Below are 15231 nucleotides of genomic sequence, written 5' to 3'. Positions count from 1 at the left end.
GACGTGTCCCGGTGTGGCTGGTCGTCGGCGCCCGGTGTCGTGACTGACTACCTGGTCGACAACTCTGTCTGGGCCCGCTTGGCCACCGGAGACCCAACCATCACCACACGACTGCGGCGCATCGAGCAGGCACCCGCCGACCTCTTCGTCACCTGCCCTCCACAGGTCCTGGAGTTCTGTCACAGCGCTCGTACACCGGGAGAGCACGCGCACTATCGGGAGCAGTTCTCCCTGGGATTCCCACTCGAGCGCGCTCCGGATGAGACGCTTGTGCTCGACATTCAGGCGGCCCTGCGGAGCGCCGGCCTCGTGCGCGCCGCAGGCCCGCTCGACATCCTCATCGCGGGCTATGCCATCGTCAACGACGCCACCGTGCTCGCCGCGGACCACGACTTCGAGCATCTCGCGAGGGTCGTCGACCTTCGACACGAATACCTACCGCCCTCGTCATGAGGCCGGTCGGCACGGCGTCACGCCGCACGAGGCGCACCCTCGCGGCTACGGCACCACGACGCGGTAGTAGTCCCGGTCGAGGATCAGCGCGGAGTAGTAGAACTTCCGGTCGACCTCGTCGGAGATGAGCTGGCGGTAGTCATCCGGCACCTCGACGCCCTCGTCGGGGGTGAACTCGCGGGCGAGACTGTCGTAGCGCCCCTTGTCGGTGATGAAGCTGCGGTCGTTGAAGATGACGAGTGGGTCCGTGCCGGCGAAGACGTCGCGGCCCATGAGCAGCCGGGAGTCGAACTCCAGACCCAGGAGGTTGGAGATGGTGGGGATGATGTCCAGGCTGGACACCGGCTCGTCGATGACCTCGGGCTCCATCCCCTTGGCGTAGATGATGAGGTTGCTCTTGTGCAGCTCGAAGCGGCTGTCCACCTCGTGGCCGGCCAGGTTGTCCAGGTCGGCCTTCTCCAGGCCGTAGGGGTAGTGGTCGGCGCTCAGGACGATGAGGGTGTTGTCCGCGACCCCCGCCTCCTCCAGCCGCTCCATGAGCAGCTCGAGCGCCCGGTCCAGCTCGATCTGGGTGGCCATGTAGGCCCTCCCGGCCTCGTTGTAGGGCAGGTCCTCGACCAGGTCCCGGTTCTTCATGGCGATGTAGTTGCCGGTGAAGTTGTAGAGCAGGTGTCCGCTCACGGTCATGTAGTAGGCGTGGAACGGCTCGTCGTTCACGTACTCGTCGGTCGTCACGTCGATCATCTCGACGTCCGACTCGGGCCAGGTCTTCTTCACCTCCAGCCCGTTGCCGACGCCCTTGTAGTCGTAACCCAGGTTGGGGTGGGAGACGTCGCGCCCGTAGTAGTCGTAGGTGTGGTTGTGATAGGCGAGGGTCTTATAGCCCAGCTCGGCCAGCTGGTTGCCCATGGCGAACGGCATGGAGTTCTCGCCGGACTTGAGCATGCTCCACACACCGCTCTTGGGGATGAGCCCGGTGGTCGCGACATACTCCCCGTCGGAGGTGCTGACCCCCCAGATGGGGTTGTAGAAGTTGGTGAACGTGAACCCCTCGTGGGTCAGCTTGTAGAGCGTCGGCGTGACGTCCTCGTCCACGGCGTAGTGCGAGTAGCCCTCGGCGGTGAGGAAGACCAGGTTGTAGCCCTCGAACATGCCGGTGTGCTCGTTCTGACTCGAGGGCTGCAGCGAGCTGAAGTAGAGGTGCATGTTCCTGAGCTCCTCGTCGCCGGCCTCCTCCATGAGCGCGTCGAAGTCGATGTCCATGGCGTTCTCCCCATAGACCACCGGCTCCTCGACGGGAGTATGCCGTTCCTCACCCGAGACCGGTCCCTCACCTGACGGCGGAGTCTCGTCGGTGCCGGTCGGGGCCGGGGCCTCCCCCGGCTCCTCCTCGGCGGGCTCGGGCAGGGCCGGCGTCGGCGGTGGCGCAAGCTCGGGCTCGAAGCCGAACACGGTGCGCTGCAGGTCGAGCCGCTCGGTCGTCAGGAGACCCAGCTGGTTGACCGAGGCCACCGGCTCGTTGTTGTTGAAGTACATGTCGTGGGGGCCGAGGCGCTCCTTGTCTCCCAGGCTGATGCCCCCCAACGCCGCGGCGAACAGCACGACCGCGAGGCCCCCTGCGATCCCCCGCTCGAGCCAGCTGAACCGGTGCCTGGCCCACGGTGCCTTCTTCGGCAGCACCAGGAACAGGAGCAGTGGCACGGCCATCAGGGTGAGCGACGCGAGGTTCTCGTGGACCTTGACGATCACGACGTCGGCGAACTCCGCCGCCTGGCCGCCGTTGGCTGCTGAGAAGACGGTGTAATAGGTCCGGAAGATGTCGTAATAGAGGAACTGCGACACGTAGACCAGCGTGATCGCCGCGAGGCAGAGGCCCACCACGACGTGCCTGGTCAGGCCGTGGAGGAAGCTCGCGACCAGGAAGACCGCGAGGGCGGCGACCACCGCGAACGCCACCGTGTAGAGCAGCCCGCTGTTGAGGAACGGGGCGTCGGACTGGACGCGCAGGACCATCTCCAGCCACAGGACCGAGGCCGCGACGAGGACGGGCAGGACGAACCGCGCGCGGGGGTTGTGCACCTCCCGAGCCCGGGCCTGCGTCCGCGTGCCCTGCGCGGGCGTCGCCGTAGCCACCTCACCGTTGTACGCCATTCATCCCCGGGACAGAAACGGCGCGCCAGATCTTCATCCAATTGAGACGCCCGGCCGTCGTCTCAGTCGCCCGGGCGCAGCCACCTCCGCCAGGTGCGTGACGGCATACTGCCGGAGAGGTGACTGACGAGGTCGTCGGCAGCGGCCTGCACCGCATCGTCGGCCATCGGGCCGAGCGCGTCCATGATGAACAGTGCCGTCGTGGTGCCGTCGTGCAGCTGGGTGCGGCGGGCCTGGCGCCAGTTCCACCGTCGGCAGGTCACGCCCGCGTCGTCGCGCCACACCACCTCCCCCGGCTCGGGGTGCTCGACGACGTCGGCGCCCTCGGCCACGGTGTCGAACGGCTCCTCCCCCGTCGCGCGCACGAGGTGCGGTGGTCCGACATACCGGCTCAGGTCCTCGCCGCCGAGCGGCAGCTGGTGCAGCACCGACACCGCGTTGTAGACGTCGGTGAGGCGGTTGACCCGCGGCAGCCCGCCGGGGGCGCGCCGGGTCAGGGCCTCCAGGCTGTTGCGGGTGCGCTGCGGCTTGGCACCAAAGGCCCGGTATGCCGTGCGCCAGGCCGCCACGTGGGGCAGCTGGTCGACCGGTTGCTCGTCGAGGAGCTCGGTGGCGCGGGCCTCGGCGGCGCGGAGCAGCTCCTCGCTGGCCGCGTCGCTGGGCGCCGGCGTGATGCCGTCGACCACGACGAGCAGTGCGCGGTAGTCGGGGCACAGCGCGAACACGTCCTGCTCGACGGTGGCACGGGCGAGCAAGTCCTCGGGGTTGGTCACGCTCGAAGCCTACGAGGACGCGCTACGGGCGGTGCACGGGTGCGTCACGTCCGTCACAGCATCTCGTTTCGGCAAACATGCGATGCCCGCCCATTCGTTGGCCAAGACCCGGAATGTCACCGCATCGCATGTTGGGCGGAACCGGGCGATGAGGGCTGGGCTGAAGCCTGAACCCGCCCCAGGCACGGTGGACAACGCCCACCCGGCGTCGCACCAGGGTGGCACAGTCTCGGTCGCATGGTCGGAAGGAGCAAGATGGCTGTTGTGACCACACTCCCGCATGGTCGGGCACTGCGCGTGCGCGACCTCGAGTCAATCCACGATGACGGGCATCGCTACGAGCTCATCGACGGATCGCTTGACAGCGTCGGTGACGCCGACCACGCCTTCAGCCATCCGTTCACGGTCACCGTTTCCCCGAAGGCTCTCGTCACGCGATAGCTGGAGCGACTCCCCCAGCCGCGGTCATCCGGCCACGCAGATCCGGCAGGTCGCCGAGGCGCTCGGACTGGCCTCGTCTACCCTGCCTGGTCGCCGGTGAGCTGCTCCACCCCGTCGAGGAGGGTCCGCAGACCGAAGGTGAAGGCACGACGCGGATCCGAGGGGGCGTCGAACTCCCGACCGGCGGCCTGCCCAACGCGTGAGGCGACCGGATAGCGCTCCGGGGTGATGAGGGTCGCCAGCAGCGGTCCGGCCCGGCTCCACCACTCGGCGTGCGACTCCTCCGCCGCGCTCGCCGCCCGGTCGGCGGCGAAGGCCTGCCGTGCGCTCGAGCGCACGTGGTCCAGGACCAGGGCGAGCACCTGGTCGATCTGGACGTCACCCAGCCCGGTGCCCTCGAGGGCACGCAGCTCGGCGTCATACTTCCCCGTCGGTTCGCGTCGGCCACCTCCTCCAGCGCCGCGCGCCACCCCGACGGGTCCGTTCCGATCAGCCGGCACACCTCACCGCGACCCTCCGAGGAGCCAGCATGACTCTCGACACGATGCGCCTGCGCGGCGTCCGCCAGAACAACCTGCGCGGCCTCGACCTGGACCTGACCAAGCGGTCGCTGATCGTCGTGGTCGGGGTCTCCGGATCGGGCAAGTCCTCCCTGGTCTTCGACACGATCGCGGCGGAGGCGCAGCGGCAGCTCAACGCGACCTTCAGCGCCTTCGCACAGAGCTATCTGCCGTCCTACGGCCGGCCGGACACCGAGAGCATCGAGAACCTGTCGGCCTGCGTGGTCATCGGGCAGCGCCGCCTGCAGGGTGGCCCGCGGTCGACGCTGGCGACCGTCACCGACATCGGCGACTGGCTGCGGGTGCTGTGGTCTCGCGCGTCCACCCCGCACGTCGGTCACGCCGGCGCCTTCTCGTTCAACGACCCGGCCGGGATGTGCCCGCAGTGCCAGGGCCTCGGGGTCGAGAAGGTGCTCGACCTCGCCGAGTTCGTCGACGAGAGCCGCTCGCTGCGCGAGGGCCCGTTCCGCCACCCCGACTTCGCGCCGGGCATGGCGACGTGGAGGAAGTATGCCGACAGCGGGCTCTTCGATGTCGACGTCCCGATCGAGCAGTTCAGTGAGCGGGAGCTGCACCTGCTGCTGGAGGCCGAGGCCGGCCAGGTGGAGCCGACGGGTGTCCGGGCCCGGCCGGGCGACTACGAGGGGGCCGCGGTGCTCTTCCGGCGCACCCACCTGACCAAGGACTCAGCGACGCTGCGGGGCCGGGCCAAGGAGGCCTATGCCGGGCTGGTCACCAGCGGCCCGTGCACGGCGTGCGAGGGGTCGCGGCTCAACGAGGCCGCCCGCACGGCGACCGTGGCGGGGCTGACCCTCCCCCGGGCGCTGGCCATACAGGTCAGCGACCTCATCGAGGTGATGCGCGCGTGGGACCTCGGCCCGCTGGACGCGCTCGTCGCCGACATCACGACCCGGCTGGACCGCCTCGTCGACCTGGGGCTGGGCTATCTGCACCTGGCACGCGAGACCGCGACCCTGTCCGGCGGTGAGGCGCAGCGGGTCACGATGGTCCGGCACCTGGGCAGCACCCTCAACGACCTGCTCTACATCTTCGACGAGCCGACCACGGGCCTGCACGCCCGCGACGTCGACCAGCTGGGTCGGATGCTGCAGCGGCTGCGCGACCAGGGCAACACGGTGCTCGTCGTGGAGCACGACCCCGCGATCATGAGGATTGCCGACCAGCTCGTGGAGATCGGGCTGGGTGCCGGCATCCACGGCGGGGAGCTGCTCTTCCAGGGCACCTTCGAGGAGCTGAGGGAGGCGGACACCCCGACCGGCCAGGCGCTGCGCACCGCGCGCGGTCAGGAGCGCGAGCCGCTCGACGCCGGCGTCGTGGACCGGGATGCTCGACGCGATCCGGCGACTGTTCGCCAGGCGGACCGGGCAGCCGGCCTCGTCGTTCTCCCCGAACTCCGACGGCGGGTGCCGCGCGTGCGAGGGCACCGGCCTCACCACCATCGAGCTCGGCTTCACCGACGCGGTGACCATCCCCTGCGAGACGTGCCAGGGGCGGCGGTTCCGCGACGGCGTGCTGAAGTATCAGGTGGACGGCCGGTCGATCGCCGACGTCTTCGAGATGACCGTCGAGGAGGCGCTGGAGTTCTTCACCGACCCGGCACTGCTGGCCCTGCTCGAGCGGGCCGACCAGGTCGGTCTGGGCTACCTGACGCTCGGCCAGTCCCTGACGACGCTGTCCGGTGGTGAGCGACAGCGGCTCAAGCTGGCCCGCGAGCTGACCGGCAGGGCCGACCTCATCGTGCTCGACGAGCCCACGACTGGCCTGCACCCGCAGGACACCGGGCGGCTGCTCACCCTGCTGCACGAGATGGTCGACGACGGCCGCACCGTGGTCGTCATCGAGCACGACCTCGACGTCATCGCCAGCGCCGACCACGTCATCGACCTCGGCCCCGAGGGCGGTCACCAGGGCGGCACGGTGCAGTTCACCGGCACCCCGGCCGACCTCGCGAAGACCGACACGCACACCGGGTGGCACCTGCAGCACGACCGCCGGCGCTAGTCACCCCAGCAGTTGCGCACGCCGAAGGCCACGTCCCGGGACTCGATGCCGGGTGCCGGGTTGCCGGTGATCAGCACCACGCCGGTGTTCAGGAAACCGCTGGGTGCCGCGCCGCCACGGGCGTGCTCGGCCAGGGCGGTCACTCCCTCGCGGGCCATGTTCTCGGGGAACTGTTGCGCGGTCGCGTCGATGGCGCCGGGTCGCACCGCGTCCTTGATGGCCTCGCAGCCGCCGTCGACCGTCACCAGGAGCACGTCGTCCTGGTCCCGGCCGACCTCCTCGAGGGCCGCGACGGCGCCCAGCGCGGCCGGCTCGTTGACGGCGTAGACGACGTTGATGCCGGGATCCTGGGCGAGCAGGTCGCGCATCGCGGTCTCCCCCAGCTCCCGGTCCCCCTCCGTGTCGAGCGACCCGCTGATCCGGGGGTCGTCCTCCTCGATGCCGAAGCCCTCGAGGAAGCCGGCCCGACGCTGCTCACCCGAGGAGATGCCGGGTGCCAGGTCCAGGATGGCGATGCGTGGCTCGAGCCCGAGCTCCTCGGCCTTGGCCCTGGCATACGCCCCGACCAGCTCTCCTGCCTCGTGGTTGTCGGTCGCAAAGACCGCATCCACGGCCGACTCGGGCTCGGTCGGGGTGTCCACGGCGATCACCGTGACACCGGCCTCCCGGGCCTCCTCGATGGCCGGGACCAGGGCCGTTGAGTCCGTGGGAGCGATGAGTATGCCGTCCGCTCCCTGGGCGGTCATCTCCCGCAGCGCCTCGACCTGTGAGTCCACGTCCACGTCGCTCGTGCCGGTGGCCGTGAGCAGCTCGACGTTCTCCTCGGCGGCCGTCTGCTCGGCCACCTCGCGCATCGTCACCCAGTAGGGGTTGGCCTCCTGCTTGGTGATCAGCCCGATGGTGACGTCCGGCTGCTCGCTGCCGCAGGAGGTGAGGAGCAGCCCTGCTGTGAGGACGGCGGCCGGGACGAGGTGACGGGCGCTCACGATGCGGCCTCCCCCGCGGTCTCGGGCACGGCCGGCCGGTGAGGGCGGTCGCGGAGTTCGAACACGGCATACGCTGCGACGACCGCCAGGCAGACGGCCGGGACGACGAAGCCGAAGGCCGTGTCGCCCACGGCGTCCATGACAGCTCCCTGCACCAGCGGGAGGATGGCACCGCCGAGGATTGCCATGACCAGCCCGGCGGCGCCGAACTTCGCATCCTCCCCGAGCCCTTCGAGCGCCAGCCCGTAGATGGTGGGGAACATCAGCGACAGCGACGCCGAGATCGCCACGACCGCGATGAGCCCGATCATGTTCAGGGAGAACATGGCGACCAGGCAACAGATGACACCAAAGGCGGCCATCAGCAGCAGCAGCCTGGCGGGGCGGAAGATGCCCAGCAGATAGACCATGGCGAACCGGGCAAGGAGGAACAGGATGAGGCTCGCCTGCAGATACCACCCCGCCGCGCTCGTGGAGACGCCGACCACGTCGAGGGCGTAGATGATGGTGAACGTCCAGACGCAGGTCTGTGCCGCGACGTTGAAGAACTGGGCGATCACGCCGTAGCGGTAGCGCCGGTTGCGCCAGAGCCGCCCCGCCACCCCGCCCGAGGCGGCGCCGGGAGTCGCCGACTCGGCGAGCACGGCCTGCTCCCCGGGCAGCTCGGGCATCTTGCGGAAGGCCAGCAGCAGCCAGAGGATGATCAGCACGGCCGCGATGCAGAGGTAGGGCCGCAGGACCAGGAAGAGGTCGGCCTCCTGGCTGGCCCGGAGCTCCTCGGCGGACATGATCGTCTTGGCGGCCTCGGAGGTGAGCCCCGGCAGGATCAGCATCGCGCCGAGCAGCACACCGATGTTGGCGCCGACCGGGTTGAAGGCCTGGGCCAGGTTGAGGCGGCGGGTCGCGGTGGCCTCCGAACCCATCGCGAGGATCAGCGGGTTGGCGGAGGTCTCCAGGATCGACAGCCCGGCAGCCAGCACGAAGAGCGCGACCAGGAAGGCCTCGTAGACCAGCATCTGGCTCGCGGGCAGGAAGAGGATGCCGCCGACGGCGGCCAGACCAAGACCGGTGAGCATCCCGGCCTTGAAGCCGAACCGGCTGTTGATGAACGCGGCCGGCAGCGCCAGCAGGAAGTAGGCGCCGTAGTAGGCCGACTGGACCACGGACGACTGCAGGTTCGACATGTCGAAGATGGTGCGGAACACGCCGACCAGGACGTCGGTGAGGTTGGCGGCCACTCCCCAGGCGGCAAAACACGCGACGACGACGATGAAGGGGACGAGCAGCTCACGCTCGACGAGCCGGGGGCGGCGCGGGGCCGCGCTCTCCTGGGACTCGGTGGTCGGCGTAGCGCTCACCAGTGGGCCCCCTGACGACGGCGTCGGCTGCGAGGAGTCCCAAGGTAGCCCCATCTGGTGACCTTGTCACCCGGGCGGGTGTGTCAGCGGGGCGCGTCCCGGTAGGTCGCCGTCATACCGACCCCACGCATCGCGGGGTAGGCGGCATACCTGCGGGCGACCCGGCGACGCTCGGCGCGCTCTGGGTCCTGGGTCTCCTCGACCTGCTGGGTGAGCATAGCCCGCAGGAGGCGGACGAGGCCCTGGCCGGCGCGGGGCTCGGTCTGCTCGGTGGTCTGCATGTCGTCGATGGTCTCGGTGTGGTAAGTCGTCGTTGTCATGCCTCTATTCTCGCGTGACCAGGGCTTATGCGTCCAATGAGTGCTATGTATCTTATCCATGCGGCATACTCATATGTTATGGAGACGCGAGACCTCCGCTGGTTCCAGCAGGTGGCCGACGGCATCACGGTCACCGAGCTCAGCGAGATCGAGGGCACGACCCAGCCCGGGGTGTCCCGAGCGCTGGCGCGGCTGGACCGCGAGGTCGGCACCCCACTGTTGCAGCGGGTGGGGCGCACCCTGCGGATGACTCACGCGGGGTCGGCGTTCAAACGGCACGTCGACGCCCTGCTCCACGAGCTCGATGACGGCCTGGCCGCGGTGCACCAGCTGGTCGATCCGGAGACCGGCACGGTCACCCTGGCCTTCCATCCCTCGCTGGGGACGTGGCTGGTGCCGCACCTGGTCAGCAGCTTCCGCGCGGATCACCCGGACGTGCAGTTCCAGCTCCTTCCCCAGCTGGAGGCAGCGGCGACCACCGTCGGGGCTCGGAGCGGGGTGGACATGGAGCTGTCGACCGTGCGGCCCCTCCCCGGCCCGGTGCGCTGGGCGGGCCTCCTGGAGGAGCCGCTGTTCCTCGCCGTGCCGCCCGGCCATGCCCTCGCCGACCGGCAGAGCCGCCTCCACCTCGCCGCGGCCGCGGACGAGCCGTTCATCCTGATCCGTCCGGGCTCCGTCCTGCGAGAGATCACCCACGACCTGGCCACCCGTGCAGGCTTCACGCCGCGGCAGGCCTTCGTGTGTGAGGACCTCGCGACCGCCCGCGCCTTCGTCGCCGCCGGTCTGGGCGTGTCGGTCCTGCCGGCACCGCCCGCCCACGACACCGCCGACTCCCCCGCATCGATCCGCTACCTACCGCTCGCCGACCGCCACGCCGTGCGCGAGATCGGCCTGACGTGGTCTGAGGAGCACCGGATGTTGCCCGCGGCGAGGTTGTTCCGCGAGCACGTGATGCAGCGACCACCGCTCCCCATAGCCCGCACCTGACGGCCGACGCTGGGTCCGTGGGTGCTCCCGGCCACGGCGATTCAGCGCTACCCTCCTCAGAGGCCGACGAGGACGGGGAGTGGACGATGGGCACGGATAACGAGGACTGGCACCAGCAGGATGGACATCTCCCGCCGGCGCAGATGCCAGGGAGCACGCCACACCTCCCGGCCCAACCTCAGCAGCCACCGGCACCTGCGGGCTACGCGCAGGGACCACCGCCCGGGTACGGCCAGCCGCCCCAACCAGGCCAGACTCCATACCCCCAGTCCGGATACGGACAACCTGGGTACGGCCAGCCCGGCCACAGTCAGTACGGGCAGCCCGGCCAGGGCCAACCGCAGAATCTGACCGGCTCGCCGCCCATGCCTTACTCCGGTCACCCGGTCATGCAGGTGCAGCCGCGCAACCCAGTGCTCTATGCCTTGGCGTCGTTCCTGGTTGCGGGACTCGGCACCATGCTGGGTGGAGAAGTAGGCCGAGGACTCCTGATCCTCGCCTCGGTTGTCGTGGCTTGGATGCTCTTGTTCGTCCCGTTCATCTGGCTTCTGACCGTGCCGTTGTGGCTCGGTGCGTGGGTCTTTAGCGTGGTTGACGGCTATCGCACCGCTCAGCAGTGGAACAGGCAGCACGGCATCATCAGTTGACCCGCTGCCCCGGAGCCGTCAGGCAGCAGGCCCCTGTCAGACCTCGCTGCCAGACTCGGTCGATGGCGAGCACAGAAGAGTTTGATGCCGTGCCCAGCATCGCCGAGCTGCGCAAGAAACTGACGGCGGACCAGCCTCGCATCGGCAGCGGCTGGCCGGTGGTCGACGAGGTCACCAAAGGCATCCCAATCGGCAGGACGACCGCCGTGCGCGGCCCACAGCACCTGCGTCTGCAGGTCCTGGCCCGGATGGCGGCGTGGGCGGCCGGCGACGGCTACCCCACGCTGATCGCCTCACGCGCAGTCACCAGGGAGGAGATGTGGCTCGCCGTCGGGGCCGGTGGCCTGGGCCTGCCACCCCGCGCACTGCTCGACAGCCACGCGCACGATGCGTGGATCGACGACCGGCTCCGCGTGCTGGACCTGCAGGTGTTCGGCGGCCACGATGCGCACGAGGACGTTGCCGTCGAACTGCTGCGGAGGGCTCCTCGGGTCGTGATCGTCGACGACTACTCCAACTCCGAGCACTACTGGAACGAGGCCCTCGACCCGGTCGAGCGTCGCCTCGACCTCAACGTCATCCCGAGAAGACTCGGGTGCGCTCTCGTGTTGGGCGGGTCCTCCATGGACACCTTCAGCGACTGGCTCGAACGTGCCGCACTGACGGTCCGGATCGTGCCCGAGAGCGACGGCACCCGCACCCGCGTCAGCGGCTATGAGGGAACCTCCAAGACCAGCCGCACCGTGCTGCTGCGAGACGGCTACCTCGAGCAGCCCCGCCTCGACCTGCCACTGATCCGCCGGGCCGGCGTCACCAACATCTGGGAGGCGCGAACCCCACAGAACATCTCCTCCTTTGCCCTGACCCTTGGAGCAGACGTGCTAGACGTGGAGGCACTGCGCCAGGCTGACGGGGACGACGACAGCCCATTCGAGTAGCCCTGGTCTCTACCGGCCCACCTCAGGCAGCCGCCAGGACGCGTGGTCCGGGGCTCACGCGCTGTCTGAAGGACCGCAACCGAGCGCGCCTGCCTATCCGGCCGCCACGCTGGCGGAGGCAAACACTTCAGCGGGCATCGGAGTGTCCAGTCGCCAGGTGATTGCGATCGGCTTCTCTCCCTCGTGGGAGACGTACGTCGCGGGGCCAAGGAACAAGTAGGGACTGGTGCCGAACTCGTCCTTCCTCTCTTCGCGAACGAAGATCAGGACGGTGGATGAGCCGGTGATGTAACGCTGACCGGTCTTGGAGGACACGCTCGTGACCGACTGCGATTCCCAGTGGAACAGCTCCCGGCTGATGGGATAGTCCCGGTACATCGTGGTCGGCGAGAAGCCGTCCTCGGTCTTCTTCAGCGTCACGAAGAAGGCGTCGACGTTGAGCTCCGGCTCATAGAGGACTCCCTCCCGAAACGAGTTGGGCTTGCGGGACATGGAGGCATATCCGAGGGCCGCGAGCACCTCCTCACGCTGATAACGCGCGTGCACCTGGAGTGGCACATGAGCCAACCGGCCCGTCAGCGGCCGCACCGGTCGATCGGCGTCCTCGAACGCCAGGTCGATAACTTGCCTTGTGTCGGCACGAACGGTCGGGCTCGCTGCCAAGGTCGCCATCCCTGCGGCCACTGAGTCGAAGCCTCCCCCGTCGGGCCACAGGGAGAAGAAGAGCATGTCCGCCAGGCGCTTCTCGACCGCCGAGAGATTGTCATACTCGCCGGCTTCGCCCTGGAGCAGCGCGCCGTATGCCGAGTACCGCAGTGGGTCGTCGACGTGCGCCAACGCGCGGGCACGCCTGGCCAGCTTGAGTTCTAACTGGCTCAGGGGGTCCGCGTGGCCGGCATCAACGCGCAGCTCTGTCCAGGAGCGCTGGCCGCGTCGCAGGACATCGGGCAATTCCACCCCCGAGTCCGTGAGGAAGCCCTCGAGAGAGGTGGCGGGTTCCATCGTGGAGAGCTGCTGGATCAGGTAGCGCCACCGCGCGGAGATCTGGGTCTTCAGGCTCTCGAGGACGACCTCTTGCGCACGCCGGTCCAGGACGACCTGGGATCCGGAGGGCAGGTAGGGGAAACCGTGCTCGATATCGCCCGCGAGGCGTCCCCTGGGGCGTCCGGTCAACGCGCCGAGCTTGGCGTCGAAGCGGAACTCTCGGCGCTGGTTGCCCACGAAGTCCAGCACGGTCAGGACCGGCTTGTCGGGTCGCAAACGCAATCCACGCCCGAGTTGCTGCAAGAAGACCGTCGCGCTCTCCGTGGGGCGGAGGAAGAGCAGGGTGTCCACGTCGGGGATGTCGACTCCCTCGTTGAAGAGGTCCGCCGCGAACAGGATTTTGACCTCCCCTGCCCGCAGCGCAGCAAGTGCCGCCCGGCGCTCGTCTGGCCGCGTGTCTCCGTTCACGGCTCGGGCGCTGATGCCGGCGTCGTTGAACACCTTCGCCATATAGTCCGCGTGAGCCACACCTACGCAGAAGCCCAGCGCCTTCATCGTGTGCACGTCGGCGACCTTGTGCTCCAGCTCCTTGAGGATCACCCGCGATCGCGCGTCGTTGCCGGTGAACACCCGCTCAAGCTCGGCCTCGTCATATTTGCCGCGTGCCCATGACACCGAGCTCAGGTCTGTGCCGTCGCTGACCATGAAGTAGTGGAAGGGCGAGAGGATCCCTGCCTGGAGCGCCTCCCAGAGACGTAGTTCCGCGGCTGTCCGCCCACCGAAGTAGGCGCGCACGTCGAAGCCGTCAGTCCGCTCGGGTGTCGCGGTGAGCGCAAGAAGTTCTCGTGGCTGGATGTGCTCCAGGAGACCGCGATACGTCGAAGCTGCGGCATGGTGGAACTCGTCCACCACCACGATGTCGAAGGCGTCCGCGGGCAGGTCGGACACGGCGTAGGAGTTGAGTGATTGGATGCTGGCGAAGACGTGCTTCCACCGCTCGGGCCGAGCGCCATCAACGTAGAGTTCCCCAAAGTTGGGGTCGGCGAGGACTTCGCAGTAGGTGCGCCGGGATTGCTCCAGGATCTCCTTGCGGTGGGCGACGAAGAGCAAGCTCGGGTAGGTGTTCGTGGTGGGGTCCGACAGCCGTTTGTAGTCGAGTGCGGCGATCACGGTCTTGCCAGTCCCGGTGGCCGCGACCACGAGATTCCGGTGCCGGTCATGCAACTCCCGCTCAGCCTGGACGGAGTCGAGGATGTGCTGCTGGTAGGGGTACGGCCGCACCTCGAGACCCGAGATCTGCCACCCGTCATCACGTCCCCCGGAACGCCCTGACGAGCGCGCTAATGCGTCGTCGAGGCGATCCCGGTGGTCCACGTTGTCGGGGTCATAGGGCTCGAAGCTCGGGTCGTTCCAGTAGGTCTCGAACGTCGCGCCGAACTTCTCCAGGAGGGCAGGGGTGCCCACCTTGGACAACCGGACATTCCACTCCACACCGTCGAGCAGTGCCGAGCGGGAGAGGTTGGAGGAGCCGACGTATGCCGTGTCATAGCCGGTGTTCCGACGGAACAGCCACGCCTTGGCGTGCAGTCGCGTCATGGCCTCGTCGTAGTGGATCCGCACCTCTGCACCGAGCTCGCGCACGAGCCGGTCCAGGGCCTTTCGTTCGGTGGCCCCCATATAGGTCGTGGTGATGACCCGGAAGGGGATGTCGCGCTCCCGGAGACCGCGCAGTTGCTGGTCGATCACTCGCAACCCATGCCACTTCACGAACGCGCAGATGAGGTCGACCCCATCAGCGGCGTCTAGCTCTGCCCGCAGCTCAGCCCCGAGATTCGGCTCACCCTTGGCGTTGGTGAGCAGCGCCGCCTCGCTGAGTGGTGTGGCTGGCCGCGACCAGACGCGTGAGGCTTGGCCAGGCACACCCGGACCCCGAACGACCGTGAGGTGACGGCCTGGCGCGACCACGACTTCGTCTGCGGCCAATTGCTCAAGCAGCTTGTTCGCGAGCGCGAGACGACCGTCGTCGTCACGGACCTCGCGCAGCGCCCGCTCCACGACCTGGCCGACGTGCCGCGCGAAGGTATGTGGCTCATCCGCACCCTCTATTTCCTCGAACTCGGCTGTTGTGCCGTCAGGCAGCGTGCCCAGCCTTGCCATCAGTTCCGCAGTAGCCAGCGCCTCGTAGATTCCCTGCTGCACACCAGCAGCTTGCCAGTTGCGGGAGGTCGCCGTCCCTCATCCAATCGCAGATGCGGCGTGTCACATGGTCCGGTCTGCATCAACGTCCTTGTTGGGTGACTGCCGACCACGCGCGAATCACGGTCTTCGTGCGCCCGTAGGCCCCAGCATCAGGCACGGCAGGGCACGCCCCTCGACAGTCACGCGTAGGCCTCTCCGGGTGCGTCCTTCCGCCCAGATTGGGCTACCGGCAATCCGGCTGCCCGCACCTGGGGGCTCACTCACGCGCCGAGGGGCGTGACATCACTCAACTGCCGATGTCCGGATGTTTAGCGACGGCCCTCATCCTAGTCGCAGCTCGAGAAGCGGTGGTTGGCGGTTGTGACGATGACGCCCATCGTTTCCGTGGCCGGGCCACCTCAATCAGCCCAGA

The 15231-nt window shown here is 68.5% G+C and carries 14 protein-coding genes; 7 read left to right on the top strand and 7 right to left on the bottom strand.

The genetic code is table 11. The annotated features are described in order from the left end of the window. The first annotated feature begins 39 nt into the window (after positions 1–39). Complete coding sequence (locus MWU75_RS10165) at positions 40–453, top strand: PIN domain-containing protein (protein ID WP_247090198.1); 414 nt, start codon at positions 40–42, stop codon at positions 451–453. Between the two features lie 45 nt (positions 454–498). On the opposite strand, the gene MWU75_RS20285 is transcribed toward MWU75_RS10165, so the two are convergent. Both MWU75_RS20285 and MWU75_RS10155 read right to left on the bottom strand, forming a co-directional pair. Continuing rightward, positions 499–2586: an LTA synthase family protein gene (locus MWU75_RS20285; protein ID WP_247090196.1), complete on the bottom strand. Its 2088-nt coding sequence runs from the start codon at positions 2584–2586 to the stop codon at positions 499–501. Between the two features lie 80 nt (positions 2587–2666). Further along, positions 2667–3377: a phenylalanine--tRNA ligase beta subunit-related protein gene (locus MWU75_RS10155; protein WP_247090194.1), complete on the bottom strand. Its 711-nt coding sequence runs from the start codon at positions 3375–3377 to the stop codon at positions 2667–2669. Between the two features lie 255 nt (positions 3378–3632). On the opposite strand from MWU75_RS10155, the gene MWU75_RS10150 reads away from it, so the two are divergent. After that, positions 3633–3818 (top strand): hypothetical protein, encoded by a 186-nt coding sequence (locus tag MWU75_RS10150; RefSeq protein ID WP_247090192.1) that lies wholly within the window; start codon positions 3633–3635, stop codon positions 3816–3818. Between the two features lie 77 nt (positions 3819–3895). On the opposite strand, the gene MWU75_RS10145 is transcribed toward MWU75_RS10150, so the two are convergent. After that, the gene (locus tag MWU75_RS10145; RefSeq protein ID WP_247090190.1) at positions 3896–4318 is read right to left on the bottom strand and encodes a TetR/AcrR family transcriptional regulator C-terminal domain-containing protein; all 423 of its coding nucleotides are present in this window, start codon (positions 4316–4318) and stop codon (positions 3896–3898) included. A gap of 29 nt (positions 4319–4347) precedes the next feature. On the opposite strand from MWU75_RS10145, the gene MWU75_RS10140 reads away from it, so the two are divergent. Together MWU75_RS10140 and MWU75_RS10135 are read left to right on the top strand one after the other, a co-directional pair. Beyond that, a complete protein-coding gene (locus tag MWU75_RS10140; protein ID WP_247090188.1) occupies positions 4348–6084 on the top strand; it encodes a hypothetical protein in 1737 nt (578 codons plus the stop codon). Further along, entirely contained in the window at positions 5975–6400 is a 426-nt protein-coding gene (locus MWU75_RS10135) for an ATP-binding cassette domain-containing protein (RefSeq protein WP_247090569.1), read from the top strand. Before MWU75_RS10140 ends, MWU75_RS10135 begins: the two co-directional genes overlap by 110 nt. On the opposite strand, the gene MWU75_RS10130 is transcribed toward MWU75_RS10135, so the two are convergent. From MWU75_RS10130 to MWU75_RS10120, 3 genes are all read right to left on the bottom strand, one after another. After that, the gene (locus tag MWU75_RS10130; protein WP_247090186.1) at positions 6397–7386 is read right to left on the bottom strand and encodes a substrate-binding domain-containing protein; all 990 of its coding nucleotides are present in this window, start codon (positions 7384–7386) and stop codon (positions 6397–6399) included. The two genes, MWU75_RS10135 and MWU75_RS10130, sit on opposite strands and share 4 nt — an antisense overlap. Next, positions 7383–8744: an L-fucose:H+ symporter permease gene (fucP, locus tag MWU75_RS10125; RefSeq protein WP_247090184.1), complete on the bottom strand. Its 1362-nt coding sequence runs from the start codon at positions 8742–8744 to the stop codon at positions 7383–7385. Before fucP ends, MWU75_RS10130 begins: the two co-directional genes overlap by 4 nt. An 83-nt stretch (positions 8745–8827) precedes the next feature. Beyond that, positions 8828–9064 (bottom strand): hypothetical protein, encoded by a 237-nt coding sequence (locus MWU75_RS10120; protein WP_247090182.1) that lies wholly within the window; start codon positions 9062–9064, stop codon positions 8828–8830. A gap of 78 nt (positions 9065–9142) precedes the next feature. Between MWU75_RS10120 and MWU75_RS10115 the strand changes: the two genes are divergently transcribed. From MWU75_RS10115 to MWU75_RS10105, 3 genes are all read left to right on the top strand, one after another. Next, positions 9143–10051, top strand: a complete 909-nt coding sequence (locus tag MWU75_RS10115) for a LysR family transcriptional regulator (protein WP_247090179.1) — start codon at positions 9143–9145, stop codon at positions 10049–10051. Positions 10052–10440: 389 nt separating this feature from the next. Further along, positions 10441–10698 (top strand): hypothetical protein, encoded by a 258-nt coding sequence (locus tag MWU75_RS10110; protein WP_247090177.1) that lies wholly within the window; start codon positions 10441–10443, stop codon positions 10696–10698. Positions 10699–10760: 62 nt separating this feature from the next. Continuing rightward, on the top strand, positions 10761–11636 hold the full coding sequence (locus MWU75_RS10105) for a hypothetical protein (RefSeq protein WP_247090175.1): 876 nt from the start codon (positions 10761–10763) through the stop codon (positions 11634–11636). 93 nt (positions 11637–11729) lie between these two features. Here MWU75_RS10105 and MWU75_RS10100 read toward each other — a convergent pair whose 3' ends face one another. Continuing rightward, positions 11730–14777 (bottom strand): DEAD/DEAH box helicase, encoded by a 3048-nt coding sequence (locus MWU75_RS10100; RefSeq protein WP_247090567.1) that lies wholly within the window; start codon positions 14775–14777, stop codon positions 11730–11732. Positions 14778–15231: the final 454 nt, after the last annotated feature.

This window comes from Ornithinimicrobium sp. F0845 (genome assembly GCF_023015765.1).
Lineage (GTDB): Bacteria > Actinomycetota > Actinomycetes > Actinomycetales > Dermatophilaceae > Ornithinicoccus.
Note: the sequence above shows the minus strand (reverse complement) of the source record. Positions and strands in the feature narration are given on the sequence as shown.

Bases quoted from the DNA above. Each gene is read 5' to 3' on its own strand.
- MWU75_RS10120 (WP_247090182.1), bottom strand. From the start codon at position 9,064: ATGACAACGACGACTTACCACACCGAGACCATCGACGACATGCAGACC.
- MWU75_RS10100 (WP_247090567.1), bottom strand. From the start codon at position 14,777: ATGGCAAGGCTGGGCACGCTGCCTGACGGCACAACAGCCGAGTTCGAG.
- MWU75_RS10140 (WP_247090188.1), top strand. From the start codon at position 4,348: ATGACTCTCGACACGATGCGCCTGCGCGGCGTCCGCCAGAACAACCTG.
- MWU75_RS10150 (WP_247090192.1), top strand. From the start codon at position 3,633: ATGGCTGTTGTGACCACACTCCCGCATGGTCGGGCACTGCGCGTGCGC.
- MWU75_RS10105 (WP_247090175.1), top strand. From the start codon at position 10,761: ATGGCGAGCACAGAAGAGTTTGATGCCGTGCCCAGCATCGCCGAGCTG.
- MWU75_RS10115 (WP_247090179.1), top strand. From the start codon at position 9,143: ATGGAGACGCGAGACCTCCGCTGGTTCCAGCAGGTGGCCGACGGCATC.
- MWU75_RS10110 (WP_247090177.1), top strand. From the start codon at position 10,441: ATGCAGGTGCAGCCGCGCAACCCAGTGCTCTATGCCTTGGCGTCGTTC.